This window comes from Metabacillus mangrovi (assembly GCF_009711125.1).
Classification (GTDB): Bacteria; Bacillota; Bacilli; order Bacillales; family Bacillaceae; genus Metabacillus_B; species Metabacillus_B mangrovi.
Genome location: NZ_WMIB01000005.1, coordinates 130,397 through 155,677 on the forward strand (window position 1 = coordinate 130,397; position 25,281 = coordinate 155,677).

General features: G+C 49.7%; 21 protein-coding genes. 6 read left to right on the plus strand and 15 right to left on the minus strand.

Annotation, left to right across the window (positions count from 1 at the left end; genetic code table 11):
* Window positions 1–8: 8 nt before the first annotated feature.
* From addA to GKZ89_RS07865, 3 genes are all read right to left on the minus strand, one after another.
* Window positions 9–3,716: a helicase-exonuclease AddAB subunit AddA gene (gene addA, locus GKZ89_RS07855; protein WP_155111852.1), complete on the minus strand. Its 3,708-nt coding sequence runs from the start codon at window positions 3,714–3,716 to the stop codon at window positions 9–11.
* A complete protein-coding gene (gene addB, locus GKZ89_RS07860; protein ID WP_155111853.1) occupies window positions 3,709–7,203 on the minus strand; it encodes a helicase-exonuclease AddAB subunit AddB in 3,495 nt (1,164 codons plus the stop codon). Before addB ends, addA begins: the two co-directional genes overlap by 8 nt.
* A 190-nt stretch (window positions 7,204–7,393) precedes the next feature.
* On the minus strand, window positions 7,394–8,008 hold the full coding sequence (locus tag GKZ89_RS07865) for a TVP38/TMEM64 family protein (protein WP_155111854.1): 615 nt from the start codon (window positions 8,006–8,008) through the stop codon (window positions 7,394–7,396).
* Window positions 8,009–8,240: 232 nt separating this feature from the next.
* Here GKZ89_RS07865 and GKZ89_RS07870 point away from each other — a divergent pair, with 232 nt between their 5' ends.
* A complete protein-coding gene (locus GKZ89_RS07870; protein WP_155111855.1) occupies window positions 8,241–8,594 on the plus strand; it encodes a YhjD family protein in 354 nt (117 codons plus the stop codon).
* Here the strand turns inward: GKZ89_RS07870 and GKZ89_RS07875 are convergent.
* Window positions 8,591–9,118, minus strand: a complete 528-nt coding sequence (locus tag GKZ89_RS07875; protein ID WP_155111856.1) for a competence protein ComK — start codon at window positions 9,116–9,118, stop codon at window positions 8,591–8,593. The two genes, GKZ89_RS07870 and GKZ89_RS07875, sit on opposite strands and share 4 nt — an antisense overlap.
* 255 nt (window positions 9,119–9,373) lie before the next feature.
* On the opposite strand from GKZ89_RS07875, the gene GKZ89_RS07880 reads away from it, so the two are divergent.
* Window positions 9,374–9,610: an IDEAL domain-containing protein gene (locus tag GKZ89_RS07880; protein ID WP_155111857.1), complete on the plus strand. Its 237-nt coding sequence runs from the start codon at window positions 9,374–9,376 to the stop codon at window positions 9,608–9,610.
* A 404-nt stretch (window positions 9,611–10,014) separates the two neighbouring features.
* Here GKZ89_RS07880 and aceA read toward each other — a convergent pair whose 3' ends face one another.
* Window positions 10,015–11,310, minus strand: a complete 1,296-nt coding sequence (gene aceA / locus GKZ89_RS07885; RefSeq protein WP_155111858.1) for an isocitrate lyase — start codon at window positions 11,308–11,310, stop codon at window positions 10,015–10,017.
* Window positions 11,311–11,323: 13 nt separating this feature from the next.
* Entirely contained in the window at window positions 11,324–12,880 is a 1,557-nt protein-coding gene (aceB, locus tag GKZ89_RS07890; RefSeq protein WP_162356592.1) for a malate synthase A, read from the minus strand.
* Between the two features lie 181 nt (window positions 12,881–13,061).
* On the opposite strand from aceB, the gene GKZ89_RS07895 reads away from it, so the two are divergent.
* From GKZ89_RS07895 to GKZ89_RS07910, 4 genes are read left to right on the plus strand one after another with little or no spacing between them, the layout of a single operon-like run.
* Window positions 13,062–14,228: an ABC transporter ATP-binding protein gene (locus GKZ89_RS07895; RefSeq protein WP_155111859.1), complete on the plus strand. Its 1,167-nt coding sequence runs from the start codon at window positions 13,062–13,064 to the stop codon at window positions 14,226–14,228.
* A complete protein-coding gene (locus tag GKZ89_RS07900) occupies window positions 14,225–14,872 on the plus strand; it encodes an ABC transporter permease (protein ID WP_155111860.1) in 648 nt (215 codons plus the stop codon). Before GKZ89_RS07895 ends, GKZ89_RS07900 begins: the two co-directional genes overlap by 4 nt.
* A gap of 18 nt (window positions 14,873–14,890) precedes the next feature.
* Window positions 14,891–15,787, plus strand: coding sequence for a glycine betaine ABC transporter substrate-binding protein (locus GKZ89_RS07905; RefSeq protein WP_155111861.1), 897 nt, complete (start codon window positions 14,891–14,893; stop codon window positions 15,785–15,787).
* A 15-nt stretch (window positions 15,788–15,802) separates the two neighbouring features.
* Entirely contained in the window at window positions 15,803–16,447 is a 645-nt protein-coding gene (locus tag GKZ89_RS07910) for an ABC transporter permease (protein ID WP_155111862.1), read from the plus strand.
* Window positions 16,448–16,968: 521 nt separating this feature from the next.
* On the opposite strand, the gene GKZ89_RS21580 is transcribed toward GKZ89_RS07910, so the two are convergent.
* From GKZ89_RS21580 to GKZ89_RS07955, 9 genes are all read right to left on the minus strand, one after another.
* Entirely contained in the window at window positions 16,969–17,265 is a 297-nt protein-coding gene (locus GKZ89_RS21580; RefSeq protein ID WP_430696971.1) for a TIGR04104 family putative zinc finger protein, read from the minus strand.
* Between the two features lie 265 nt (window positions 17,266–17,530).
* On the minus strand, window positions 17,531–18,070 hold the full coding sequence (locus tag GKZ89_RS07920) for a GNAT family N-acetyltransferase (RefSeq protein ID WP_162356594.1): 540 nt from the start codon (window positions 18,068–18,070) through the stop codon (window positions 17,531–17,533).
* A 13-nt stretch (window positions 18,071–18,083) separates the two neighbouring features.
* Window positions 18,084–19,250, minus strand: a complete 1,167-nt coding sequence (locus GKZ89_RS07925; RefSeq protein WP_155111864.1) for a GNAT family N-acetyltransferase — start codon at window positions 19,248–19,250, stop codon at window positions 18,084–18,086.
* Window positions 19,251–19,356: 106 nt separating this feature from the next.
* Window positions 19,357–20,622 carry a M48 family metallopeptidase gene (locus GKZ89_RS07930; RefSeq protein ID WP_155111865.1) on the minus strand — a complete coding sequence of 422 codons (1,266 nt, stop codon included), beginning with the start codon at window positions 20,620–20,622 and terminating at the stop codon, window positions 19,357–19,359.
* 73 nt (window positions 20,623–20,695) lie between these two features.
* Window positions 20,696–21,004 (minus strand): AzlD domain-containing protein, encoded by a 309-nt coding sequence (locus GKZ89_RS07935; RefSeq protein WP_155111866.1) that lies wholly within the window; start codon window positions 21,002–21,004, stop codon window positions 20,696–20,698.
* Window positions 20,997–21,725: an AzlC family ABC transporter permease gene (locus tag GKZ89_RS07940; protein WP_155111916.1), complete on the minus strand. Its 729-nt coding sequence runs from the start codon at window positions 21,723–21,725 to the stop codon at window positions 20,997–20,999. Before GKZ89_RS07940 ends, GKZ89_RS07935 begins: the two co-directional genes overlap by 8 nt.
* Window positions 21,725–22,276 carry a helix-turn-helix domain-containing protein gene (locus GKZ89_RS07945; protein WP_155111867.1) on the minus strand — a complete coding sequence of 184 codons (552 nt, stop codon included), beginning with the start codon at window positions 22,274–22,276 and terminating at the stop codon, window positions 21,725–21,727. The genes GKZ89_RS07940 and GKZ89_RS07945 overlap by 1 nt, the downstream gene beginning before the upstream one ends.
* A 525-nt stretch (window positions 22,277–22,801) precedes the next feature.
* The gene (locus tag GKZ89_RS07950; RefSeq protein ID WP_155111868.1) at window positions 22,802–23,578 is read right to left on the minus strand and encodes an enoyl-CoA hydratase-related protein; all 777 of its coding nucleotides are present in this window, start codon (window positions 23,576–23,578) and stop codon (window positions 22,802–22,804) included.
* Entirely contained in the window at window positions 23,575–25,140 is a 1,566-nt protein-coding gene (locus GKZ89_RS07955; protein WP_155111869.1) for a fatty acid--CoA ligase family protein, read from the minus strand. Before GKZ89_RS07955 ends, GKZ89_RS07950 begins: the two co-directional genes overlap by 4 nt.
* Window positions 25,141–25,281 lie beyond the last annotated feature (141 nt).

The following is a 25,281-nucleotide window of genomic DNA, read 5'->3' on the forward strand; positions in this document are numbered from 1 at the left end:
TCCCCCTTTCACAGCTCCATGAAGTCTCCTGTATCAAAAAAATAAAGCATTTTTTTCACGACCGGACGCTTGAAGATCGATTCCACTGCCTCACTGTAGATCTGCAGCTGAACATCATAGCGGCCTCTCATCACATGTTCCGCTTCACTGAATCCGTTGTACTTTCCTTTGATCGCGTCCGTTTTATAATCGATCAGGATCCAGCCCTCGCTGTCTTCAACGAGGCAATCAATGACTCCCTGGACAAGAACCTGATCGTTCCCGGATACCGTTTCCGGTGTCCGGGCAAAACTGAACGGGACTTCCCTCAGCACCCTTCCGGCCGAGATCACCTTTCTGCCGGTTTCTGATTCAAAAAAGGCGGTGATGGCGGCTGGGTCAATCGCTTCTGCCTGTGCGGGGGTAAGCAGCTCGTTTGCAAGCATTTCCTCCGTCAGCTTTTCCACCGATTGGATGGACGGCAGACTGCTTAGGCTTATATGCTGCATGACCGCATGCATCGCTGTTCCCCGTTCTGCTGCAGTCAGAGTTTTTTGCTGAAGGAATTTAGGACGGCTGTACAACAGACCCTGCTCTCTTGGCCCGGCAGGCTCGGAATATTCATCTCTGTAAGTCTGCATTCTTTTAATCTCGGAAACGGTCTGCTTGGAGCGCTGGATCGAAGAATGCCAATACGGATATTCCCAGGTCAGCTCCTGTTCCGCCTCGCTTCTCCAGTCCGACTCAAACGGAACCGGCTGTCCCGTTGAGAGAGCCTCCATCATTTTCAATTCGATTTCTTCGCGGCGTCCGTCCGGTTCTCTCAGTTCATTTTGATGAATAAATTTAACTGTCCAGCGGGAAGGATGCCCGGAGATTCGATCTGCACTGCTTTCTCCCTCATGCAGGACCTCAGCGTCCCGATGACGGACAAGAGCGGGACCGATCCAATCCAGATACGACTTCGCCTGCAGCCGGTCCCCGTCAGGAAGCAGCCAGTCCTCATGCTTCAGGGATCTCTTCCAATTCATCACGGCTTTCTCCCGGTCCTTCACTGTTCCGACAAGGAACAGCTTTTCCTTCGCCCTTGTCATGGCCACATAAAGGACCCTCATCTCTTCAGAGAGGAGTTCAACCTTCAGCTTCTTTTTCATGGCAAGCAGCGGAAGTGACGGATAGCTGAAGCGAAGCTCAGGGTGGATGTATTTTGTCCCGAACCCGAGATGCTTGTCCAGCAGATAGCTCTTGTTCATATCCATCATGTTAAACTGACGGGCGAGCCCGGCTGTAAATACGACCGGAAACTCAAGTCCCTTGCTGCTGTGGATCGTCATGATCCGGACTACATCCTCCTGCTCCCCGAGCGCTCTCGCAGCCCCCAGATCATCTCCCCGGTCCTGCATCCGCTCAATAAAGCGCAGGAAACGGAACAGACCTCTGAAAGAGGTAGATTCATACTGGCGCGCGCGGTCATACAGAGCGCGGAGGTTCGCCTGACGCTGTTTGCCCCCCGGCATACCGCCTGCAAAATCAAAAAACTTGCTCTCCCGGTAAATTTTCCAGATTAAATCTGATACCGGGCCGGTTCTGGCAGCGCTGCGCCAGCTGTTGAGCCGGCTGAAAAAACGAGTGAGCTTTTCTGCAAGTGCCTCATCTGCAGGCACTGTCTGCGCAAGGGTCTGCTTGCATGCTTCATAATAGCTCCCTCTTTTATCGTATGTCCGGATAGCTGCCATTTCCGTCTCATCAAGCCCGACAATCGGCGACCTGAGCACAGAGGCAAGAGGAATATCCTGGGACGGATTATCGATCGTCCGCAGAAGGGCGATCATGATGGCTACTTCTGTCGCCTCAAAATAGCCCCCGGACAGATTCGCATAAACAGGAATGCCTTGTTTTTTCAGCTCTTCCATGATTTGCGGCGCCCACGGCATGGACCGGAGCAGAATGACGATGTCCCGGTACATCATATTCCGGTTCCCGTTTTTCTTCCGGTCATATACGGGTGCACGGCTGTCAATCATCTCCCGGATTTTCCCGGCAATCAGCCTCGATTCAAGCTGGACGGTTTCTGCTTCAGGCTCCTCCGGCAGAGGACTTTCTGTCAGTTCCTCTGCTTCCTCAAACCCTGTCCGATCGGCAAGCAGCAGCTCTGTCTCCATCCCGCTGCTTTCCGGATAGGAGGCACCCAGCTTAAGCTCAGCCTGGTCGTCATAGTCGATCTCCCCTGCTTTTTCCCCCATCAGCTGCTTGAAAATAAAATTCGTCCCGTCCAGAACTTCTGCACGGCTTCTGAAATTTTTATTCAAATCGATCCGCTGTCCGCTGTTGGCCGCTGCAGGGGTAAACCGCTTGTACTTATTCAGAAAAAGCATCGGTTCAGCGAGCCGGAACCGGTAGATGGATTGTTTGACATCCCCTACCATGAACAGATTCCCCGCTTCCTCTGACTCCCGTTTTACAAGCTGGAGGATCGCTTCCTGCACAAGGTTAGTATCCTGATACTCATCCACCATGACCTCCGTAAACTGACGCCGGCAGGCAAGCGCAGGCTCTGCGGGCAGCAGGCGCCCGTTTTCATCTTTGACTGACAGGATGGAGAGGCATAAATGTTCAAGATCCGAAAAATCAACAATCCCTTTTTCCTTCTTTTTTTCATAAAAGCGGCTCCCAAACCGGATCACAAAATCGGCAAGAGTGCCGATCACCGGCCTGATTTCGCCCAGATCTTTCATCGAACGCCTGATATCCCGTCTGAACCAGTCTTCTTCCACCTTCTCAAGGAGCTTCTTGGCACTTTCTCTCAGCGCCTTCACTTCCTCGGTAAGCTTCGGATCATACTCTCCGCTTTTAACAGGCTTCGCCCGCTTCGGCTTTAAAGCTTTCATCCGTTCGGCAAGCTCATCCCAGGAAAACTCCTCCTCCAGCAGTCCGTTTACCTGCTGAAGGTAATCCGATATATCCTCAGCCCTCGGCGCAGGACCGCCCGGTGCCCTGATCAGCCTCATCGCCTGTTCAAGGCGGTCCTTCGCAAGGCCGATGCTGATGGCGATATCTTGTTTAATTACCGGAAAATACGGCTGCTCTTCGAGAACGGAGTCTTCGTTCACGTTATAAAGATCGGCCAGCCCCTTCAGCCACTTTTCAGGATCCGGGCTGGAGCGTGAAAATTCATAAAGGGTGCGGATCATATCCTGAAGAGCTAGATCACTCCGGTCGGAGGAATAGCGGTCCGCGAGTCCAAAGAACGCTTCATTGTTTTCTTTTCCGTACTCTTCTTCAAACATATCATCCAGTACCTCGTCCATGAGAAGCGCCCCTTCTGTCTGGTCGGCAATCCGGAAGCCCGGGTCTAGATCAATCAGGTAATAATACTTCCTGATGATATTCAGGCAGAAAGAGTGGAGGGTGGAAATGGATGCCCTGTTTAACAGGGTGATCTGCCGCCTTAAATGGAGAGAAGCCGGATTGGCCCGCAGCGCCTCTTCCAGTGCTTCTCCGATCCGGTTTTTCATCTCGGCCGCAGAAGCATTTGTAAAGGTGACGACAAGAAGTCTGTCTACATCGGCAGGATTATCACGGCTTGTAATTTTCCGGATCATCCTCTCAACCAATACGGCTGTTTTACCGGATCCTGCAGCCGCAGCAACAAGGATATCCTGCCCCGCCGAAGCGATCGCTTCCCACTGGTCATCTGTCCACTGGCTGTCTGCGGGCTTTGCGATTCGTTTAGTCATGTGCCGGCACCTCCTTTTTTAGACGGCTAAGAATTTCGTCATTTTTTTCATCTTTTAAGACCCGGTAGTCATTATCTGCGAGCGACTGGTCAAACTGGCACACTCCTTTGTAAGGGCAGTAGGTGCAGGGCACTCTGTCCTTCATCCGGTATGGGCTGATGTCTGTGATGCCGCTTGTGATCTCTGTGCCGATCTGTTTGAATTCACCGCGGACATGCCTGCGCAGCAAATCGAATTCTTCACCGCTTGCGATGGAAGAGCTCGAGCTGAAGCCGCCGGTTTTTTTAATCCCTGCCGCAACAATTTGAGAGCTTCCGGTTTCGAGTGTCTGATCCATGAGCCGGACTGCCTCTTCCTCGCCGAGAAGAAGACCTTTCATTTTAAACTTTTTAAAAATCTCTTCCTCCAGCTCGTCAAGGTTCAGGCCGGAGCCCGACTGGATCATGGGATCATGTACGTGGAAATACAGGACACCTGCAGGGCTCGCCTCTGTACCGAGCCATGTTTTCGAATAAGAGATGATGACATCCAGATACGTGAGCATCTGCAGGGCGATCCCATAGTAGACCTCACTCAGGTTCAGGGCCCTGTCACTCGATTTATAATCTACAATCCTTAAAAGCAGCCCTTTGGAGCTTTCAGCTGAATCTACCCGGTCAATCCTTCCTGTCAGTTCCATCGTATACCCGTTATCAAGCGTGAAGCGCATTGGAGGGAGCGGCCCCATCTTTCCAAAGCCGAGTTCAAGGCCAATCGGCACAAACCTGGACGCTCTTGCCTGTTCGGCGATCACCCCGGCTGCTCTGGCAATGATTTTTTCGAGCTTCTGCTTCAAATACTGATGCCTGTTTGAGCTGAGCAGCACTTCCTTTTGGAGCATCGGAGCAAGGCGGCCTACACTTTCTTTGGAAAGCTTGGTGCACTGTTCTTTTGTCAGCTCTCTCCACGAAATGTTCAGCTCGCCGAGCCGCTCGGAAATCATTTTAAGCGCAGAGTGAAAGAGCTCACCGACATGCGGGGCTTCCAGCCGGAACTGCTCCCGCTCTCTCAGCTTCAGGCCGTGGCTTGCAAAATGGGAAAACGGACAGCTGCGGAACTGCTCCATTCTCGAAACACTGCCGAGGATATGCTGGCCGTACAGTTCTTTTGTGACGGAAGCCTTGATCCGCTTCGCTTCGTTCCTGTAAAACAGGCTGCCTGCCACCATCGCCGTGCTCCCGGACTCATCATGGGAAATAAGATAGTTGTAGGCATCCCACCATGAATCATGGATGGGGTATTGCTTTTTCCATGTCTGCAGCTGGGAGCTTAAATAGGTGAGCGCTACTGAAGGATTGGGCATAAAGGACAGCTGTTCCTGCTCAGGCAGTGCTTCCGGCTCGTTGACGTAAAACCTTCTCTCCGCTTCCGGAAAGAGCTCCTCCAGCCTGCCGATCAAAATGGACGGCAGCAGTGCCTTTCCTTCCGGATCTGCCGATGGATAGGAAACATGAAGAGCCTCCGAACTGCTGGCAAGAGCGGTGTAAATGATGAAGTTTTCATCCATCAGCTGCTGCCGGGCTGTCGGCGCAACAGCGACTCCATTCCGTTCCAGCAGCTCCCGGTCTTCCTCGGACAGAATTCCGTCCTCCATCGGCCTTGCCGGAATCACTCCGTCGTTTGCACCGGCGATAAACGTATGTTTGAGTCCGTAAAAACGCGAACGCTCCATGTCGCCGACAAGCACCTGATCGACTGCAGGCGGCACAAGTGCGAATTTGAGGCTTTCAAGACCTGTATCCATCACTTCAGCAAATGCTTCAGAATCAACCGGAAGATCTCCCATCATTTCCGTGAATTCATCCAGCAGGCCGATAACAGCATCCCATACCTGGCCATGCTCGCGCGCCTCAATCAGCCTTCCTGCCTCTTCCGCTTCACGGTTCAGCGATTCAAGCTTCTCCGGCATGTCTAAATTCTCAAGAAACAGATACAGCGCAGCTGCTTTCTCTCTGCCTGTCCGTGCTTTCTTCAATTTGTCCGAGAGCTCTTTCAGCGGTGTTCCAATCAGGTCCTTGAGCCGGTTGATCAGCTCTTCTCTTTCCAGCTCCTCATCGGTGACTGCCGACGGCCCATCCAGGGACCGGAATCTTCTGTACACCCATCTCGTTCCGGATGTCCATTTTGAACCATTGATGCCGTATGCGAGGACATAATTTTCTAAGATGTCCATTTCTTCACGCAAAACGGTTTTATCAGCCTCTTTCGGAAAAAGAAGATCGGTCTTCACCGCCCTGAAAACAGCTTCATACCGGAAGCTTCCGGTCACGGCTTCAATAGAAGAGCGGATCAGTTCAATGAGGGGATGGTGAAGCATCGGCCGTTTCTGATCGATAAAAAACGGGATGTTATAGTCGGTAAAAACCTGCTCGATCAAATCGTGATAGCCGGATGGATTGCGGAGCAGGATCGCGACATCTTTATAGCGGGCCCCGCTCTTGCGGACAAGCTTGCTGATGGTCCGTGCCACTCCTTCAATTTCCGCTCTGTGGCTTGCCGCCTGTGCGATGGAAAGGTCCGTCTTTCCCAGAAACGGTTCGGACGGCCTCGTTTCATAATATTGCTCGAGATGCTCAAGGGAAGGCGAGTGAATAAACCTCGGAAGCTCCTTGAGAAGCACCGGCTCCTCCACCTCAATAAAGAGCTCCTCTGCTATATTTTTTATCGCTGCATACGTCATGCCCGGTCCCCGGAACAAATGGAGCTCATGCGGAAGGTGACGCTCAAAAAGCTTATCGGCCGTAATCGAGACCGTTGCCCGTTCCGCTTTTGCAAGCAGACTTTTTAGTGCCTCAAGCTCTGCCGGCGTAAACTGATGGAAGCCATCAATGTAAACCTCCGCTTTTTCCAGGAAAGAGGAGTGCGGGATCCTCTCTGCAAGCATTCCGAGTGTGTCCTCCGCATCCACATACAGTCCGGCAAGCTCATCCTCAAGCTTCCGGTAAACCGTTTGCAGATCATGAAGCTTGGCAGACAGCACGCTTTCCTCATCGTTCATACCGTTCCGAATAGCTCCAATATGATCCTGCAGCTTTTCCGGACTGATCCCGTACCGCTTGAATTCAGTAATCATCGCTTCAACATGCTGAACAAAGCCCGCTTTATCGCTTGCTTTCCCATACACACTGAAATGCTGTTTTTCCTCCTCGATAATCTTCCGAAGACTCATCTGAATGCCTGTTGACGTTATGATCTGTTTCGCTGCCCCTGACGTTTCCTGCAGAATCCGAAGGCTGAGCCTTGAAAAACTGAAAACCTGGGCGCGGATCATCCCGCTTAAAGATGGGGTACAGGCGAGCTCATACTCCATCTCAAATGTCATCTGGTCGGGTACAAGCAAAAGAATCGGCGGGCCGTCCGGCTTTTCCTCAAGCCGTTCTCTGATTTCATTCAGGATGTGCGTCGTTTTGCCGCTGCCCGACCTGCCTGCCATAAACCGGATACTCATGTCACTTCTCCTCCAGTCGGAAATCTATGCATTTATTATATACGAATACATGTTCGTTTTATATCTTTTTGAAAACCTCTTTTAAACACTGCCGCTGATCTCCGCTTCAGGAGGTGCTCTTAATCCTGCTTAACAGATTCAGCTTGCCATACTGGATATAAAAAGCCCGGAGAACGGCTATCCGGGCCTGCTACTTGTCCAATTTGTGCGCCATCTTTTTGTTAAGCCGCTTCTCAAGGTACTTCCCTACTGCCCACATAACGAGCAGGACGATACCGGCCGTGATGGATTTGGACGGATTGGTCACGAGAGCATGTAGATCCTGCCCCACATAGCTCACGATAAAAATCATGACAAGCTTGCCCGTAAAAACGGCGAGCATGAAATTCCAGACGCTGATCCTTGACAGCCCCGCCACCACATTTACAGCGGCAGAGGGTGTAAATGGAAAGCACAGCAGAATGAAAAGCGGCCCGAATCCTTTTTCCTCCACCCAGCCCACCATCCGGCTGATCCCTTTATGCCTGCTTAAAAACCGGAAAAAACGATCCTGCCCAAATCTCCTGACAAGCAAAAAGACAGCGAAAGCTCCCGCTGAAGCACCGAGCCAGGAAAGAATGAAACCAAGCCCGAACCCGAACGAATTCACATTCGCCACAATAAACACAACAAGCGGCAAAAACGGAAGGAAAGCTTCCAGAAACGGCAGGCCGATTCCAAGAAGCGGTCCGAGAGAGCGGTATTGCTCAAATAATTTCAACATGTTTTCCAGCGTAAAAGAATCAAACAGCGTTTGCAGGTCCATCCCAGACTCCTTAAGCAAATTATGTATCCTCTTATTTTAACGCCTTTGGGGGAAAACTTAAATACACAGTCACTGGAAAACAATACCCTCTTGAAAAATTTTTAAAATCGGAATAGAATAAATTACGAACAAACGTTCTATACTAAACATAGAACTTCTCTGTCCCGTAACAGCATCAGGCACCACACCTGACTAAGAGGAAAAACAGAGGATAAAGCGAGGCCAATAAAAAATGACAAGAATTCCTGAAGATGTAAGAGACATCATCGACCAGGCCATTTACCTGCCGATGACCATCTCCATCCTGAACCGCGATCTTTCCGTAGTGGAAAAAAGCCCGTTCAAACTGAAGCAGCCTTATCTGCACCTGATTGAAGAATCCCTCAAACTCGCCCAGAAAGACCTCCAGCAGGTAAAACGCGAACTGCACCGCCAAAAAATCAAAGTCAGCAAAGTCAAGCACGATGAAGCCTTCACCATGTACTCTTTCCTTTATCAGGGATATGAGGAGCAGCACAACTACTTCAACCCGAGAATCCGGAACAAAGTGTGCGAGCTGCTGACAGAGTATCTCGTTAAGGTTTAGGCCCGGAAGGTCTCCCCCTGGCTCCTGCTGTACATCATCTGGGTAAAAATCCGCTTCTCATTTTCCACTCTTGAGGAAATGACGGCGCGCAGCTGTGCTGTCCGGTACAGCTGATTTTCAAAGGAATGGATGGAAACAGGCAGAATCAATGATTTCTGGTTGGAGAAAGTAACCTGTGTCTCCGCTTCCCCTGTCGACTTGTAATCTTCGATATACTGATGGGAAATCCATGAACACTGGGGGCGAGAAGACGCAGCTGTTGGAAAAAGATAAATGGAATTAGCCGCGTCCACTACAATTGGAGGCTTGTGGGTAATGCCGATCGTATCCTTCGTTCCTGTTTTTCTTCCCATATAGCTTGAGCCGAAATACCGGCAGCTCCGGTCTACAATCTCGAGAGGCCGCATTGAAACTTCATATTCCTTTTCGACCTCCAGAACATAGGATGCAAGCGCACCTTCTGCAGCACTGCTGATAATTGCCATTGTAAGCCTGTTCGCCTCATACTTATTGATTTTTTCCATATAAATTCACCCCGAACGATGTAGGTATTTGTAACCAAGAAAAATTTACCATGATTTTTTCCCCTAAATCTATACATTTACATAAAACTCATCCAAAAGTAATAACTTTACATTAGCTGCGGTCAAATTGCGTTTTCCCAAGCCTGTTTCACGAAAAAACACATTCCAAAATAAATTATCTAAAAATTATAAATATTTAGTTGATTTTCTGCCACTCAGTCCATATAATAAAAAAAAGGCATCAGGGGTGATCGTATGAAAAACAAAAAATCATATGCAGAGCTAATGAAGTCCCGTCAAACGTTGAAAAGCGAGGCAGAATCCGCATCTATGCTGGATATCTACATTCAGATGATCCTCGACGAAGCAGGTCTCAAACGAAAACTGGCCCTTCTTGAACTCCAGATTAATGATGCTCTTGATCAGCGGAACCAGCCCTTATTCATGGATTTGTCCAAGCAATACGCCGATGTGTCCCACTGTCTAAAATAATGCAGCCAATCCTTCGGGATTGGCTTTTGTTTTTGGGGCGGAATTGGAGTTTGAGCTGGGACAAATGGTGATGGCGGTGGCGGTGGCGGGTGTCAGTCCCCACATTCGCTGCCTTACTAAAGTTCCGGCACCATCTCTTCTATCCCTTGCAGCGCAAGGGTTTGCAGAGGCACGTCTCTGTCCCCACATGCGTTAAAGCAGAAGGGGACTGGCACGGTGCCAGTCCCCACGTTCGCCGCCGTATTAAAGCTCCGGCACCATCTTTTCTATCCCTTGCGGCGCAAGGGTTGAAAGCCATAGGTCTCCTTCCCCCGCTGCGGTGAAGCAGCGCGGGACTGACCCCGCTGAGGACGCCGCATGGGATCCCCAGCAGAATACCCTGCACAATCCCGGCACTGCTCCCTTTAAACCGTCGTCCTCTCCCCTGCAAACTGCTCAGCCTCGGTTGATCCTTTCAGTGCAGTAGTAGAGGAAGTGCCCCCGCTTACTGTTTGGGAAACTTCATCAAAGTAGCCGGTTCCGACTTCGCGCTGATGGCGGGTTGCCGTATAACCGTATTGCTCGCTTCCGAATTCCGCCTGCTGCAGCTCGGAGTAGGCAGCCATGCCGTGATCGCGGTATTTGCGGGCGAGCTCGAACATGCTGTGGTTGAGGGCGTGGAAGCCGGCGAGCGTAACGAATTGGAATTTGTAGCCCATGCGGCCGATTTCTCTTTGGAAATTGGCAATCGTTTTGTCATCGAGTTTTTTCTTCCAGTTGAAGGATGGTGAACAGTTGTAGGCGAGCAGCTTGCCCGGGAATTTTTCATGAATGGCATCGGCGAACTGCTGCGCCTGCTCCAGATTGGGTTCACTCGTTTCACACCAGACGAGATCAGCATAAGGAGCGTAGGCGAGTCCGCGGGCGATCGCCTGGTCAATGCCCGGTTTAGTGCGGAAGAATCCTTCCGGTGTGCGTTCTCCCGTGATGAACGGGTGATCAGCCGGATCGACGTCGCTTGTGATCAGATCGGCTGCATCGGCATCTGTCCGGGCGATGATGAGCGTCGGCACACCCATCACATCAGCGGCAAGTCTTGCGGAGATCAGGTTTTTCACGGCTGTTTGAGTAGGCAGTAACACTTTTCCGCCAAGGTGCCCGCATTTTTTCTCTGAAGAAAGCTGGTCTTCAAAGTGGACTGCTGCCGCTCCCGCTTCGATCATTCCTTTCATCAGCTCAAACACGTTCAGCTGCCCGCCGAATCCAGCTTCAGCGTCGGCTACGATTGGCGCGAACCAGTCAACGTCTCCTTCTCCCTCCAGGAACTGGATCTGATCAGCCCGCTGCAATGCCTGGTTGATCCGTTTTACTACACTCGGCACGCTGTTTGCCGGATAAAGGCTCTGATCCGGATACATATGGCCGGATAGATTCGCATCGGCTGCTACTTGCCAGCCGCTCAGGTAGATGGCTTTCAGACCTGCTTTTACCTGCTGAACAGCCTGATTTCCGGTCAGCGCGCCGAGAGCGTGCACATACTCTTCCTCATTTACCAGCTGCCACAGTTTTTCCGAACCGCGCCGTGCCAGTGTATGCTCGATGTCAAGCGAGCCTCTCAGCCTGATGACTTCCTCTGCAGAGTACGGACGCTTGACCCCTTGCCAGCGGCTCTCTTTTTCCCATTGTCCTTTCAGTTCTTCAATCCGTTCATTTCTTCCCATCCCGTTTTCCCCCTTATAATTTTTCGTAGCTTGGCAGTGTCAAAAATTCAATAAACTCATCGTTCTTCACCAATTGATCAAATAGCTCCGCAGCCTCGGGGAATTTGAGCTCTGTAAAAAACGCTTCCCCTGTTTCAGCTTTTATCTTCTCAAGCTCCTCAGCCTTCACTTCCTCATACAGCTCCATCGTTACCGGCCTCCCGTCAGCGAGTACCCCTTCATCGCTGCGGATCCATTGCCATACTTGAGCCCGGGAAATTTCCGCCGTAGCTGCGTCTTCCATGAGATGATGGATCGGCGCGGCGCCCCTTCCGGACAGCCAGGAGGCAAGGTAGCGGATCCCGACATCGATATTCACCCTCAGACCGGCTTCTGTTATGGTTCCTTCCGGCTGCTGCAGCAGGTCCTCTTCCGAAATGTGCAGATCAAGCTGCTTATGAATCTGATTTTTACCGGGAATGTATTCATTGAAAACTTCCATTGCGATCGGGACGAGTGCCGGATGCGCGACCCATGTTCCATCATGTCCGTCGCTTGCTTCCCGGAGCTTATCGGCTTTCACTTTATTCATGGCCGCCTCGTTGGCGTCCCGGTCATTTTTAATCGGGATCTGGGCAGCCATCCCTCCCATCGCAGGAGCGTTCCGCTTGTGGCATGTTTTGATGGCAAGAAGTGAATAGGCTCTCATAAACGGAGCGGTCATAGTGACTTGGGCTCTGTCCGGCAGCAGCGTTCCGGTCTTTTTCTGATAGCTGAAAATGTAATCCCATCTGCCGCAGTTTAACCCGGCTGAGTGCTCTTTCAATTCATAAAGAATTTCGTCCATTTCAAACGCGGCAGGAAGGGTTTCAATCAGCACAGTCGCTTTGATCGTTCCGCGCGGGAGGCCGAGCTCCTCTTGGGAAAGAATGAAAATTTCATTCCACAGCCGCGCCTCAAGATGGCTCTCAAGCTTCGGCAGGTAAAAGTATGGTCCGCTCCCTCTCTCAACAAGCTTTGCGGCATTGTGGAAAAAATAAAGGCCAAAGTCGAACAGACTGCCTGAAATCCTTTTGCCATGCAGGAGTACATGCTTTTCCTCCAGATGCAGGCCCCGCGGTCTAACTTTTAACACAGCCGGCTGCTCCTTCAGCTCATATACCTTCCCGTTCTCCTGTTCGAGGCGGATGGTTCCGCGGACTGCATCCCGTAAATTCACTTGACCTTCCATCAGGTTGTGCCAGGACGGAGCGGTTGCATCCTCAAAGTCTGCCATGAATACTTTTGCACCTGAGTTCAGAGCATTGATCACCATCTTGCGGTCTGCCGGCCCGGTAATCTCCACTCTTCTGTCCTCGAGGTCTGAGGGAAGAGGGGCAATCGTCCATTGTGATCTTCTAATCTCTTCGGTTTCTTTCAGAAAACCGAATTCTCCGTTCCGCTCGCTCCTTTTCTTCAGAAGAGCTCGTCTTTCCGGACCGAACCTTTCTTCAAGCTTTCCGATGAACGCAAGTGCTTCCTGCGACAACAGCTCCATGTACGCTTCCTTCCATTCTCCTTCCACGCTGATCCCTTCCGTTTGAATCGCCACATCACCACTCCTCAAATTGTTATAATACAGTTTTATATTTACAAGATTAATATATAACAGTCTATTCAAAAAAGAAACACTTTTTTGAAAATTTAATCCAAGGAAAAATCTGTCTGTTTTTAGCTCATCATAAAGGGTATTGGTACCTGATAAAGCTTAAAATCCATTTGGGAGGACTTGTATGATTGAATTTAAAGGCGTTACGAAGCAGTATAAAGACGGATTTAAGGCGCTGAAAAACATTAACCTCACCCTTGAGGCCGGAAAAATCCATGTTATCATCGGGCCGAGCGGCTGCGGGAAATCGACCACAATGAAACTGATCAACAGGCTGATCACCCCGTCAGAAGGCACCGTATACATAAATAATGAGGACATCTCCAAACAAAACCCCGTCCAGCTCCGCAGAAAGATCGGTTATGTGATTCAAAGCATCGGCCTTTTTCCGCATATGAGCATCGCGGACAACGTAGCTGTTGTCCCGAGATTACTAAAATGGGAGGAAGAGCGGACGCAGAAAAAAGTCGATGAGCTGCTGTCAGTTGTCCATCTGGATCCAGGAACCTACCGGAACAGGAAGCCGTCTGAGTTAAGCGGAGGGCAGCAGCAGCGGATCGGTGTCATACGGGCGCTAGCAGCGGAGCCTGACATTATCCTGATGGACGAACCGTTCAGTGCGCTTGACCCAATCAGCCGGGAAAAGCTGCAAAACGAACTGATCAGCCTGCAGGAAGAGATGCAGAAAACGATTATTTTCGTGACCCACGATATGGATGAGGCCATAAAAATTGCTGACAATATTGTGCTGATGAAGGATGGAGAGGTGATACAGTCCGGTCCGCCTGAATCGATCCTCCGCCATCCGGCCAATGAGTTCATTAAAGAATTTATCGGGAAAAAGCGCTTAAAAGAGCATCAGGCAGACACTCTTGGAGGCCTTGATATGGAGGAGATCCCTTCTGTTCGTGAAGTGATGGTTGAAAACCCGGCTTATGCCTATCCGGAAAGGGGTCTTGCCGCAGCACTGCGGTTGATGGAACAGCGGAAAGTGGATTCCTTGATCGTTGTCACCCAGCAAAGAGAGCTCCTCGGATATGCAACAGTCCTGAACGTTCTCAGCCAATACCGCGATGAAACAAAAACACTTCAGGATGTCATGCACCCCTTCATTCATACCGTCAGCCCGGATAGTCCGTTCACGGCTGCCCTTGATCTGATGAGCCAGCACAACCTGCCATATGTCGCAGTTGTGGACGCAGACCGCAAATTTTCGGGAGTGGTGACAAGAGGAAGCATGGTCCGCCTGATGGCAGATGTCTTTCCATTTGAAAATGAGGTGGCAAAATGAACGTCATTCAGGAGTACTTTGCCTTTATTGCGGGCAGATACCCCGATGTCCTCGCCCGCACCGGAGAACACCTGGCCATCGTCGCTCAAGCAATGATTTACGGATGCCTTACTGCGATTACCCTCGGGATTTTGCTGACAAGAATGAAAGAAGGGACGCTGAACCAGCTTATTTTCGGGATCGTCAATGTCTTCCAGACCATACCGACCGTGGCCCTGCTTGCGATGTTTATCCCCTTATTCGGGATCGGCACCGTTCCGGCGATTGTAGCGCTTTACTTGTATTCCCTCCTGCCGCTGCTCCGCAATACGTATTCGGGCATCAAGGAAGTAGACAGCGGTGTAGTGGAAGCAGCGAAAGGAATGGGATACAGCTCCTTTCAGAGCCTTTGGAAAATTGAGCTTCCCCTTGCATTTCCCTATATCCTGTCCGGCATCCGGCTAACTGCCGTCTATATCGTGAGCTGGACAACGCTTGCGGCTTTAATCGGTGCAGGAGGACTCGGAGACATGATTGTTGCAGGGATGTCCAATAACGACAATTTCCTGATTTTTACCGGAACAGTCAGTGCAGTTGTGTTAGCTTTGCTGATCGATCTGATTCTTGGCTTTTTCAGCAAAAAACGAAGCCAGCTTGAAATATAAAAGACAAAGGAGAATGTTATGCCTCGGAAAATAAAAGCACTGGCAGGTGCACTCGCAGTTATTTTGCTCACCGCGTCTCTTTCAGGCTGCGGTTCAAAGGATACGATCCGGATTGGCGCCGCAACGTATACAGAAATGAAAGTCATATCGGCCATCTATCAGGAGCTGATCGAGGACCGTACAGACATTGAAGTAAAGGTCATCCCTGATCTCCTTTCCAATCCGATGATCCTCAATTCGATGAAGCGCGGAGACTTGGATATGGCGTTAGGCTATTCAGGCGTTATTTTTAATAACTTTTTTCCCGTGAAAGAGACGAAGGACAGAGAAGAAGTGCTGAAGCAGGCAAAAGAAGGCTTCGATCAGCATTATGATCTGAAATGGCTTGACCCGCTCGGCTGGGAAAATACATATGCCCTCACGGTAAGGGAGGATGTCGCCAAGGAAAAAGGACTTGAAACGATATCTGACCTGGAACAGTATCAGCAGGAGATGAAGATCGGTGTGGAAGCGGCCTGGATGGAACGGCAGCTGGACGGATATCCGGGATTTACAGATGCTTACGGCTTCGGCTTTGAGCAAATCTACAAAATGGATATCAACCTCGTATACGAGGCCGTTGCGAACAGAAAGGTCGATGTCGTGGTCGCTTACTCCACAGACCCGAGACTGCTGCAGTATAACCTTAAGACACTCGAAGATGATAAAAACTTCTTCCCGCCGTATGATGCGTCGATGGTCGTACGGAATGAAATATTAAAAAAGCACCCCGAGATCGAAGACATTCTGAATGAACTGAAGGGAAAAATAAACGAAGAAACCATTACCAAACTGAACTATGAAGTCGATATCAACAACCGCAATGAGCGCGAGGTCGCGCGAGAATACCTCCAGCAGCAGGGCTTGCTGGATTAGGAGGGAACATCCTGTATGGAATTTTTAAAAGAAATGGCCGAGTACAGTGCCAAAAACGCGGATCTGCTGCTCCTTTACACCGGCCAGCATCTTCTGATGGTGCTTATCGGAGTCGCTGCAGCGCTGATCATCGGAACACTGCTCGGCATTCTCTGCAGCCGGTACCCAAAGCTTGCACCGGTGATCATCTCCATCGCAAACATTGTACAGATCATTCCGAGCCTTGCACTGCTCGCCCTGCTCATGATTTATTTCGGACTTGGATTTTTCACCATTACAGCGGGACTGTTTTTCTATTCCCTGCTCCCGATCATCCGTCATACCTATGTCGGCCTTCAGCAGGTAGATCCCTCTCTTACTGAAGCGGGGCACGGCATCGGCATGACGTACATCCAGCTGCTGACAAAGGTTCAGCTCCCGGCAGCCATGCCGTTTATCCTTGCCGGACTGCGGATCGCAGCCGTCATCGCCATCGGAGTCGCCACACTCGCCCCGCTAGTCGGCGGAGACGGACTCGGCCGCGAAATCTTTTCAGGCATCAACTCCCGAAACTACGTGCGGATCTATGTAGGCGCCATCCCTGCCTGCATCGTCGCCATCCTGGCAGACATCATCCTCGGCCGGCTTGAACGGAGGGCAAAGATCCGGGCTGCAGGGTAAAGCGCGCTGTGGTTGGAATCAGAGCTTCTGTTGACCGGGTGAACCGGGCTGTGGATGGCATCGGAACTTCGGCTGAACGGGTGAAAAGGAAACGAGGGATTGACTCTAACTCTGTAATTTGGGGGAGGAAGTGTATTGGATATTGCGGCGGATGGCAGAATGTTGACCGGTACGATGGTTTGACCGATATATTTTGATTTCGGCCGATATATCGAGATTTCGGCCGATATATAAAAATCGGGACCGATATCTTGTCATTACGCCCGAGCATCCTTCTGTTCTCGACCTTTACAGGTACTCTCCACCGGCATTTACATACCCGCCTGCCTGCTTTGGCTTAAAATTTCGCCTGATAAGCAGAAAAAGGCCGGTCACCATTGAGTTCGCTCGGTTTTGAGTTTAAATCTGCAGCGCTCAGTAGCATTAGCAGGACTTTCTGGAGTTAAAATAGGATGCAAGCTCGGGGCCGTCATGCTCCGGGCTTTTCTTTAGTTGTGTAAAAGAGCATTCCTAACCTTTGCTTACAAAGACCTATTATACGTTACAAGAAAAGGTGCCAACAAGGAACCACATGCAAAAATAAAAATGGCTATGCCAAGTGTCACAATCCTATTGCTGAAAGGAGACAGAAAATAACCGAAGGTAAGCATTGGAAGAATAGTAAAGAACACAAAAATCAACCGGCTTAGTATTGTAATCCTATGTGCTGTACCACATTCGTTACATGTGATAGGTTCATAATTCTTCCAAAAGGATTTATAGACTTTACTCCAACTAAAATATGCATGGCATTTCCCGCATTTTTGCAAAACAATCACATCCAATCTTATAAACTGATTTTCCCAGACTGGTTTTATTAGCCCGCATTCCTGGATGAATAATCTTTCCTCTTATTCACCAGCAAATCAATAAAATCCGAGCGGTGACAAAAATTTCAGTCTAAATCAAGGTGTTAAAACGGCTTTAATTGTACGGCAATTCCTAATATCCCAACAAAAAGATGCAGTCCAATACATTCTGATTGGACTGCTGGTTTTTGTGCCCGAAAACCGGACAGGTCACCATCTGTTGGCCACGCATTTCTTATTCATCTTCCGGGTTAATAATCCCCAGCAGGACATGATCTTCCCACTTTCCGTTAATCTTGACGTTCTTTCTGGCAAGGCCTTCTTTTTCAAAGCCGGCTTTCAGCAGAACGCGGATTGAGCCTTCGTTATGCGGCATTACGCCGGCTTCGATCCGGTGGAGCTTCAGCTCTTCGAATGCATACTTGGTGATCAGCCGGACCGCCTCTGTCGTGTACCCTTTTCCATTATGCTGCTCGTCCATAAAATAGCCGAGAAATCCGCTTTGGATTGACCCGCGGGCAACAAAGAACAGGTTGATGGTACCAATCAGCAGGCCTTGTTTTGTATAAATCCCGAATTGGTATTCCTCGTCGTTTTCTTTTCCGGCGATTTGCTCGCGGATGATTTTTTCCTGGCCTTCCAGTGTATAAAAGGATTCAGGGCGTTCCATGGCAAAGCGCTGAAAAAAATCCCTGTTTTCCTCCTGCAGTCTTAATCTTTCCGGAGCATCCTCCAGTGTGAAAAAACGCAGGTTTATCGAGTTCCCTTCAATCACTCCGTATCTCCCCTTAAAAGAAATCATAGAAAAATGGCGTATAGCCCGGCAGTGTTTTCTCCAGCTGTTCAAGCTCCTCGGCTTTACCCTCTGCAAGACCAAGCTGGGCAAGCTCCGCAGGGGTTTTGTAACCGAACAGGACTGCGGCAAGGGCGTTTATGGACAAATCAACCCCTTGCAGCTCCCCTTCCAATACTTCGGAATCCGTAAGCCGTTTCGCCTGGCCGGCTTCATCGATGAAATAAGATCCGTTGTTCCAGGAAGCGTAGGGGTCCGTCACATGAATGAGCGCTTTGCTGCCTTGCCGGAAATCATATCCTTTCAGGAAGGCTTCCGCATCTACAATTCTCGCCATGAAATAAGGACGGCGCTCTGAATGAAGCCGCGGCTCAGGAAGGCAGAAAAAGAGCGGCTCTGCTTCATGCGTATCCATAATGACTTCTGTCACCATGGAATCATGCTGGCAGATGAAGTTCCAAAGCCCGTGCCTTGCTTCCGTATCCAGAGCGATAAATTCATCTGCAAGCATTTTTTTATCCTTTAACTGATAAAGAAGGTAACCGGTCGCTTTGCCCGATTCATTGTAATATACGGCTGTCATCTCTTCATCGTAAATCGAGTCGAGCCACCAATCGCGGGTGCGGACGAGCATCCCCGTGTATTTCGCTGCAAACGCATTATAGATTTGTTCGATGTCTTCATTGTGGGTTTCTTTGCTGTAGCGCTTGATGGAACCAGGCACGAGCTGCTGAATTTTCATCCCGCTCACCGGCACGGTTGTTTTCTGGCGGCTGCTGAACAGCTCCCAGCCGTACTTCCTGTAAAACGAAACATTAAATGGATGAAGCATGGAGACCGTTACCTGTTCCCGCTTCATTTTTTCCAGGACAAATATAAGCATCTCCCTGACATGGCCTTTTCTCCGGTGCTCCGGATAAGTGGCCACCCCTGCAAGTCCGCCCATCTGCAGCTCACGTCCGCCAAAATGGATGGCGAGCGGCAAATAATGAAGCTTTGCAGCGATCTCATCATTTTCAAGAATGCCAAAAAGCTCGTGGTGCTTCTCCATTGACTCCAGCCGTTCAGGAAGCTCCTGTTCAGAAACTTTATATATGAAGGCGTATTCGGACAGCTTCATCGATTCCTTAAACCGTTCTTTTCCAAACTGAATAACGTCCATTATGTATGCCTCCTATGCCATTGGCTGTTTACTATCCAACAGATACTTTCTCTATTCAACATAAAAACTCCTTTTTCTGCAAAAAAAGAGTGCACAGGGCACTCTTTTACTCTTCCTCCGGCACCGTCCATCCGTCCATATACATGATCCGCTCAGCCATCGTCGGATGGGCGTAGCGGAACTGTTTGACGAGCTCGGGCGGATTCACCCGGCTCAGGCCGCTCTTTGCCAGTTCCTGAAATGTCCGGACAGCGGCTTCTTTATCCCCTGTCATTTCAATTGCGTACATATCAGCTGATTTTTCCTGCATTCTGGATACCGCGTTCGTAAGCGGACTTGAAGCGAAGCTGAGAACCCCGATCAGCAGAAAGAACAGCGGAAGGGCTGCCAATTGCCCAGGAGAATCCAGCTGCAGCCGCTTTCCTCTAAAGCTGATGAGCCACTCCATCAGCTGTTTCACAAGGAACAGGCCGGCAAGCGAAAGCAGCAGGTAGCCTGCGATTCCGACATAAATGTGCTTCATGACATAGTGTCCCATCTCATGGGCCATGATGAACAAGATTTCATTTTCTTTTAATTTCTGCAGGGTTGTGTCCCACAGGACAATCCGTGAATTGGACCCGATGCCTGTTACGTAGGCATTCATGGAGCTGGTTTTTTCCGACATATTGACTTCATATACATGCTCGGCCGGAATATCAGCCCGCTCAGCGATCTGTAGGATTTTCGCCTCCAGTTCTTTATCCTTGAGAGGGTAAAAATCGTTATACAGCGGATCGAGTAGGACCGGCTGCAAGAACATTAAAAACAGTGAAAACGGAATCGATAAAATCCAGGCAGCTAGCCACCATCTTCTTTTGTATTTCCGGATGAGGAAAACGAGTACAGCCGCCAGAAGCGTCATGATGGCATACCCGATCCAGAAGTCGATCAGCTGATCTTTCATCCAGCTCGAAAAGGGCTGGGTGGAGATGTGATATTCTTTTGCCAAACCATATCCGATATAGTGAACCGGCAGGGATAGAGCCGCTGTGAGCAGTGAAACCCAGAACCAAAAAACCGCCACTCTCACGATAAAATAGCGTGCCGTTCCTTCCGCCCATTTCTGGAACTTCCCCGAGAGGCCTGTAATCAGGAGAACAAGGTAAATAAACCACTCAAACGGAGCCGTTAAAAAAAACAGAAAATCCTTTTTCCTGGAATACTCCTCTGACAGTAAAAGCTCTCTTCCGGTCAAAAAGGTTTTCGGATCAGCAGGAGTTCCTTCCAGATACTGGGGAAGTGATCCATCTGAAGATAAGAACAAATACCAGTAAATAAAGAGACCGTACAAAAAATACCCGAGTACGGCCGCCGTCAGCCATCTTCGCATAGCTGTGTTCACCCCTTATGAAACAAGCCCTGTTTGTATTAGTGTAAGACAAACGGGGCTCTAATAGAACCGTTCACCCGAAAATCGAGCTGTAGCCCATGACTGCTAAAATGGAGGCCAGAACGGTGAAGATCACATTCCAGCCCATATATGCAGCAGCAAATGCAGCCGCAGCCCCAGCCAGTCCGAAATAAAATCCGCCGGACGTCATAAAAATGGCCGGCACGATGAGCGCACCCAAAATGGCGTACGGAACGTTTTTCAGCATATTCTGAAGGAACGGAGGCAGGCTTGAACCTCTGAACGCGATGAACGGAACGACCCTGGGAATATAGGTCACAACCGCCATTCCGATAATAATGAGAACGATTTTTTCATCCATGATTCCTGCTCTCCTTCCAGAGGAGCTCGACTCCCGCTGCTGAAATGACGGTGGCGATCACGATAGCCCAGCCTGCGGAAAAAAATCCGCTCACGATCAGAAGGGTATTTATGACTGCAGCACTTGCCGCGAGCACCATGACCTTCCGGTGCCCCTTAAGGGAAGGGACAAGCAGCCCGATAAACAGGGCATAAAGAGCGATCGACATGCTTTCCTGAACCAGGACCGGCAGGAGATTCCCTGCCCAGTGGCCGATACCTGTAAAGATGACCCAGCTGGAAAAAGAGACAGCGATAAGCCCATACATATAGCCGGATGACAGCCTTCCCTCCTTTAAGGAAGCAACGGAAAAAGTCTCATCCGTAATCCCGAACGCATAAAGCGCTTTTTTCCAGGGCGCTTCCTCTTCCGCCCTCTCATTCAAGGAAGCAGCCATCAGGAAATGGCGGATATTCATGATGAAGGTGGTGAAAACAATCTCAAACGCTCCTGTCCCGGCAGCGATTAAAGTAAGAGAGATGTATTGAGCCGCTCCCGCGAATACGAGAAGGCTCATCATCACTGCTTCCCCAAGCACTAAGCCAGTGGACTTCGCAATTAAACCAAACGCAAGGGCCACCGGCATATACCCGACAGCAATCGAAACGCCTCCCTGCATCCCTTCCAAGAAGGAAGCCTTCTGTTCAAATTCTGCCGCTGACTGCAACTCGTCCCCTCCCATCAAGGATAGTAAATCAGCAGATGGCAAACGGCCTTCTCTGCTGAATGGTTCTCATATGTATGGCTCTCCATCGCACGAAACCGGACCGCATCCCCCTGATTCAGATGGATCACCCGGCCGCCTACCGCCACAGAAAGGGATCCCTCTGCTGCATAAAGGTACTCCTCCACACCCCCGTGGTGCCGCTCTGAAACATGGCGGCATCCAGGCAGCAGTTCCATTCTATAAATCTCAAACTTTCGTGAATCATCATATGGAAAATAGGAAAAAACCCGGTACAGCTCTTCATCCTCCGTCACCGGATCCACAGTATCCCCTCTTACAATGGAAACCTCACTGTCTCTTTCCCCGATTAACGAAGAAAAAGAGACCTCCAGCCCATTGGCAATCTTCCATAGTGTCGATACAGTAGGGCTTGAATCTCCATTCTCTATCTGGGAAAGCATCCCCTTGCTGACCCCCGATAACGCGGAAAGCTGATCCAGGCTCAGCGCCCTCATCCTGCGGATCCTTCTGACATTTCCGCCAATCACAGCCTGAATATCACTCATGTCCGCTCCTTTTAGTAAAGTTTAATATAGTATACAATTGTTTGATTTTTTGAACAAGTTCGAAAATAGAATTAGAGAAAGCTGCGTGCCGGTCGAAATCCCCGCCGATTGAAGGAAATCAGCAATTATCGGCAGGAAGTCAGCAATTAATCTCTGAAAGTCCGCAATTATCAAAAAAAGTCCGCAATTATTCCAGAAACGTCAGCAATTACTTGGGAAAAGTCAGCAATTCCTTGGGAAAAGTCCGAATTCCTTGGGAAAAGTCCGCAATTCCTTCAGTAAGGGTGCAAAGGATGCCAGCATGCTGCCATAATCTGCAGACCGGCTTTACTTATCTTCCGGATTCGCTCCTTTTTTTGCTCAATCCTGTCCGTTATTCGCGGCTTTGAACTGTATATCTGCCAATTTCATTTTACTGCCCAAACCAACCCTTATCCTCCTTGGTCCAAACCAATGAAAAGATTAATCATCTCTCCATTATGTAAAAAAAGAAAGCCGGCGGCTTTCTTTTTTATAGTCCCTACTTTATTTTCCCTGAAACACCGGCTTCCTCTTCTCACTGAACGCTTCAAGTGCTTCAAGCCTGTCTTCAGTCGGTATAGTTACTTCGTAAGCTTTTCTTTCGATTTGCAGGCCGGTCTGCAGGTCGGTGTTCATCCCGTTTTTCACGGCGAACTTTGCCTGCTGGACAGCGATCGGTGCATTTTTAGCAATCTCTGCTGCCCACCCTTTGCAAGTTTCCATGAGTTCTGCGGAAGGGACTGCAGCGTTTATGATGCCGTATGTTAAGGCTTCTTCTGCCGTCAGCTTTTTTGCTTTTACAATCAGTTCAAGGGCCCTTGAAGTGCCGATCAGTCTTGGCAGCCTCTGTGTTCCTCCAGCACCCGGAATGATGCCGAGGCCGGTTTCAGTCAGCCCGATCTGTGTGTGGTCCGCCATAATTCTGAAATCACAGGTTAGAGCCAATTCGAGGCCGCCGCCAAATGCAAATCCATTGATGGCGGCAATGACAGGCTGAGGAAGCAATTCGATTTTCGTGAACACTTCTCCCATTTTAAACAGGTTCCGCTTCACCTGTTCATCTGTAAGCGTTTTTCGTTCCTTCAGATCCGCTCCGGCACTGAATGCTTTCTCTCCCGCGCCACGGATCATGACAGTTCTGATCTCCCTGTCCACCCGTATCTCCTCTACAGCCTGTTCCAGCTCTAGCAGCGTCTCATAGCTGAAGCAATTCAATACGTCGGGCCGGTTGATGACGACCTCTGCTAACCCATTTTCTTTGCTGTATTGAATGAGGCTCATGAGCGGGCCTTTCCAGCCACCTGTTCTTTTAGTGCCCTGCGGAGAATTTTTCCGGTTGTGTTTTTCGGAAGCTCCTCCAGAAATTCAATGGAAGAAGGGACTTTGTATTTGGCAAGCTGGCCTCTTCCGTATTCCTTCAGCATTTCTTCTGTCAGGTTTGGATTTGCCGTGACGACATAGCACATTACCGCTTCACCCTGTTCCGGGTCCGGTATGCCCAGAACGGCTGCCTCGGTTATTTCCGGATGGCTGTAATATACCTCTTCCACTTCACGCGGGTACACATTGTAGCCGCCGACAATGATCATATCCTTCTTGCGGTCCACGATGTAAAAATAGCCTTCTTCATCCATCCTCGCCAAGTCACCTGTGTAGAGCCAGCCGTCACGGATCGTGTGGGCGGTCTCTTCCGGCATTTTGTAATACCCCTTCATCACATTCGGTCCTTTTACGATCAGTTCCCCGACCTGATTAGGAGGCACTTCCTCGCCAAGTTCATTGACTACTTTGTTTTCCACATTAACGATATTCATGCCGATCGAGCCGGCTTTCCGCGGACGGTCCAGCGGATTGAAGCACGTGACCGGTGCAGCTTCTGACAATCCGTATCCCTCTGAAATGACTACATTAAACTTCTGCTCGAAGCCTTTCAGGAGGGCCACCGGCATGGAAGCTCCTCCGGAAATGCAGAGCCTGAGCGTCTCGACATCCTCTTTGAGCCCTTCCTCATACTGCAGCATAAAGTTGTACATGGTCGGGACACCCGCAAACACAGTAGCATCGTACTCTTTAATAAGACGGAACACTTCTTTCGGACTGAATCGCGGAACAATAATCAGCGAAGCCCCGCTCATCAGGGGCGCATTCAGCGAAACGGTCAGGCAAAAAACGTGGAACATCGGAAGCGTGGCCACCACTTTGTCGGCGTCATTCATTTTCAGATAATCCGCAACATCAGCTGCATTGCGGTAAATATTTTTATGGGAGAGCATCGCCCCTTTTGGCTTGCCGGTTGTCCCGGAAGTGTACAGGATTACAGCTGTATCTTCTTCATCCAGTTCCGGTCTGCTGAAGCTGCTGTACTCTTTTGACAGCATGGTTGTAAACGATTTCATTTTTGTGCGGATGACTGCCTCCTCCACACGGAAATTCTGTTTTTGTTCTGAAGGAGGCGTTTCACAGACAATAACATGCTCCAGTGCAGGCAGCTGTCCGTTCATCTGTTCAAAGAGCGGAACGAGCAGATCCAGTGCAATGACCCCTTTAACGTCCCCGTTGCCCAAAATATAGCCAATCTCAGCCGTTGTATAAATTGGATTAACCGGAATGACTGTCGCTCCGGCCCTCAGTGCACCATACATTCCAATCACAAAATATGGTGAATTCCCAAGCAGCAAAGCCACATGGTCCCCTTTTTGAATTCCCATTTCCTGCAGGCCTGAAGCAAAACGAGTTACCATCCCGTCAAGCTTCGCATACGAAACAGCTTCCCCCTCGAAATAATAAGCCGGCTTATCCCCATATTGACCGGCAGCCTCTGTCAGCCGTGTGCTGATATTCATTCTCCCACCCCTATCAATGAATGAATAATCATTCATTATATTTTTATAAAATTCTAAATATAGTATAGTAGAAGAGAGCACTTTCAACAAGAAGGAAAACTTGAATCTGTTAATTTTGGCCTATCAAAATATCCTTATGTC

Bases quoted from the DNA above. Each gene is read 5' to 3' on its own strand.
- addA (WP_155111852.1), bottom strand. From the start codon at position 3,716: ATGACTAAACGAATCGCAAAGCCCGCAGACAGCCAGTGGACAGATGAC.
- addB (WP_155111853.1), bottom strand. From the start codon at position 7,203: ATGAGTATCCGGTTTATGGCAGGCAGGTCGGGCAGCGGCAAAACGACG.
- GKZ89_RS07865 (WP_155111854.1), bottom strand. From the start codon at position 8,008: ATGGACCTGCAAACGCTGTTTGATTCTTTTACGCTGGAAAACATGTTG.
- GKZ89_RS07870 (WP_155111855.1), top strand. From the start codon at position 8,241: ATGACAAGAATTCCTGAAGATGTAAGAGACATCATCGACCAGGCCATT.
- GKZ89_RS07875 (WP_155111856.1), bottom strand. From the start codon at position 9,118: ATGGAAAAAATCAATAAGTATGAGGCGAACAGGCTTACAATGGCAATT.
- GKZ89_RS07880 (WP_155111857.1), top strand. From the start codon at position 9,374: ATGAAAAACAAAAAATCATATGCAGAGCTAATGAAGTCCCGTCAAACG.
- aceA (WP_155111858.1), bottom strand. From the start codon at position 11,310: ATGGGAAGAAATGAACGGATTGAAGAACTGAAAGGACAATGGGAAAAA.
- GKZ89_RS07895 (WP_155111859.1), top strand. From the start codon at position 13,062: ATGATTGAATTTAAAGGCGTTACGAAGCAGTATAAAGACGGATTTAAG.
- GKZ89_RS07900 (WP_155111860.1), top strand. From the start codon at position 14,225: ATGAACGTCATTCAGGAGTACTTTGCCTTTATTGCGGGCAGATACCCC.
- GKZ89_RS07905 (WP_155111861.1), top strand. From the start codon at position 14,891: ATGCCTCGGAAAATAAAAGCACTGGCAGGTGCACTCGCAGTTATTTTG.
- GKZ89_RS07910 (WP_155111862.1), top strand. From the start codon at position 15,803: ATGGAATTTTTAAAAGAAATGGCCGAGTACAGTGCCAAAAACGCGGAT.
- GKZ89_RS07925 (WP_155111864.1), bottom strand. From the start codon at position 19,250: ATGGACGTTATTCAGTTTGGAAAAGAACGGTTTAAGGAATCGATGAAG.
- GKZ89_RS07930 (WP_155111865.1), bottom strand. From the start codon at position 20,622: ATGCGAAGATGGCTGACGGCGGCCGTACTCGGGTATTTTTTGTACGGT.
- GKZ89_RS07935 (WP_155111866.1), bottom strand. From the start codon at position 21,004: ATGGATGAAAAAATCGTTCTCATTATTATCGGAATGGCGGTTGTGACC.
- GKZ89_RS07940 (WP_155111916.1), bottom strand. From the start codon at position 21,725: ATGGGAGGGGACGAGTTGCAGTCAGCGGCAGAATTTGAACAGAAGGCT.
- GKZ89_RS07945 (WP_155111867.1), bottom strand. From the start codon at position 22,276: ATGAGTGATATTCAGGCTGTGATTGGCGGAAATGTCAGAAGGATCCGC.
- GKZ89_RS07950 (WP_155111868.1), bottom strand. From the start codon at position 23,578: ATGAGCCTCATTCAATACAGCAAAGAAAATGGGTTAGCAGAGGTCGTC.
- GKZ89_RS07955 (WP_155111869.1), bottom strand. From the start codon at position 25,140: ATGAATATCAGCACACGGCTGACAGAGGCTGCCGGTCAATATGGGGAT.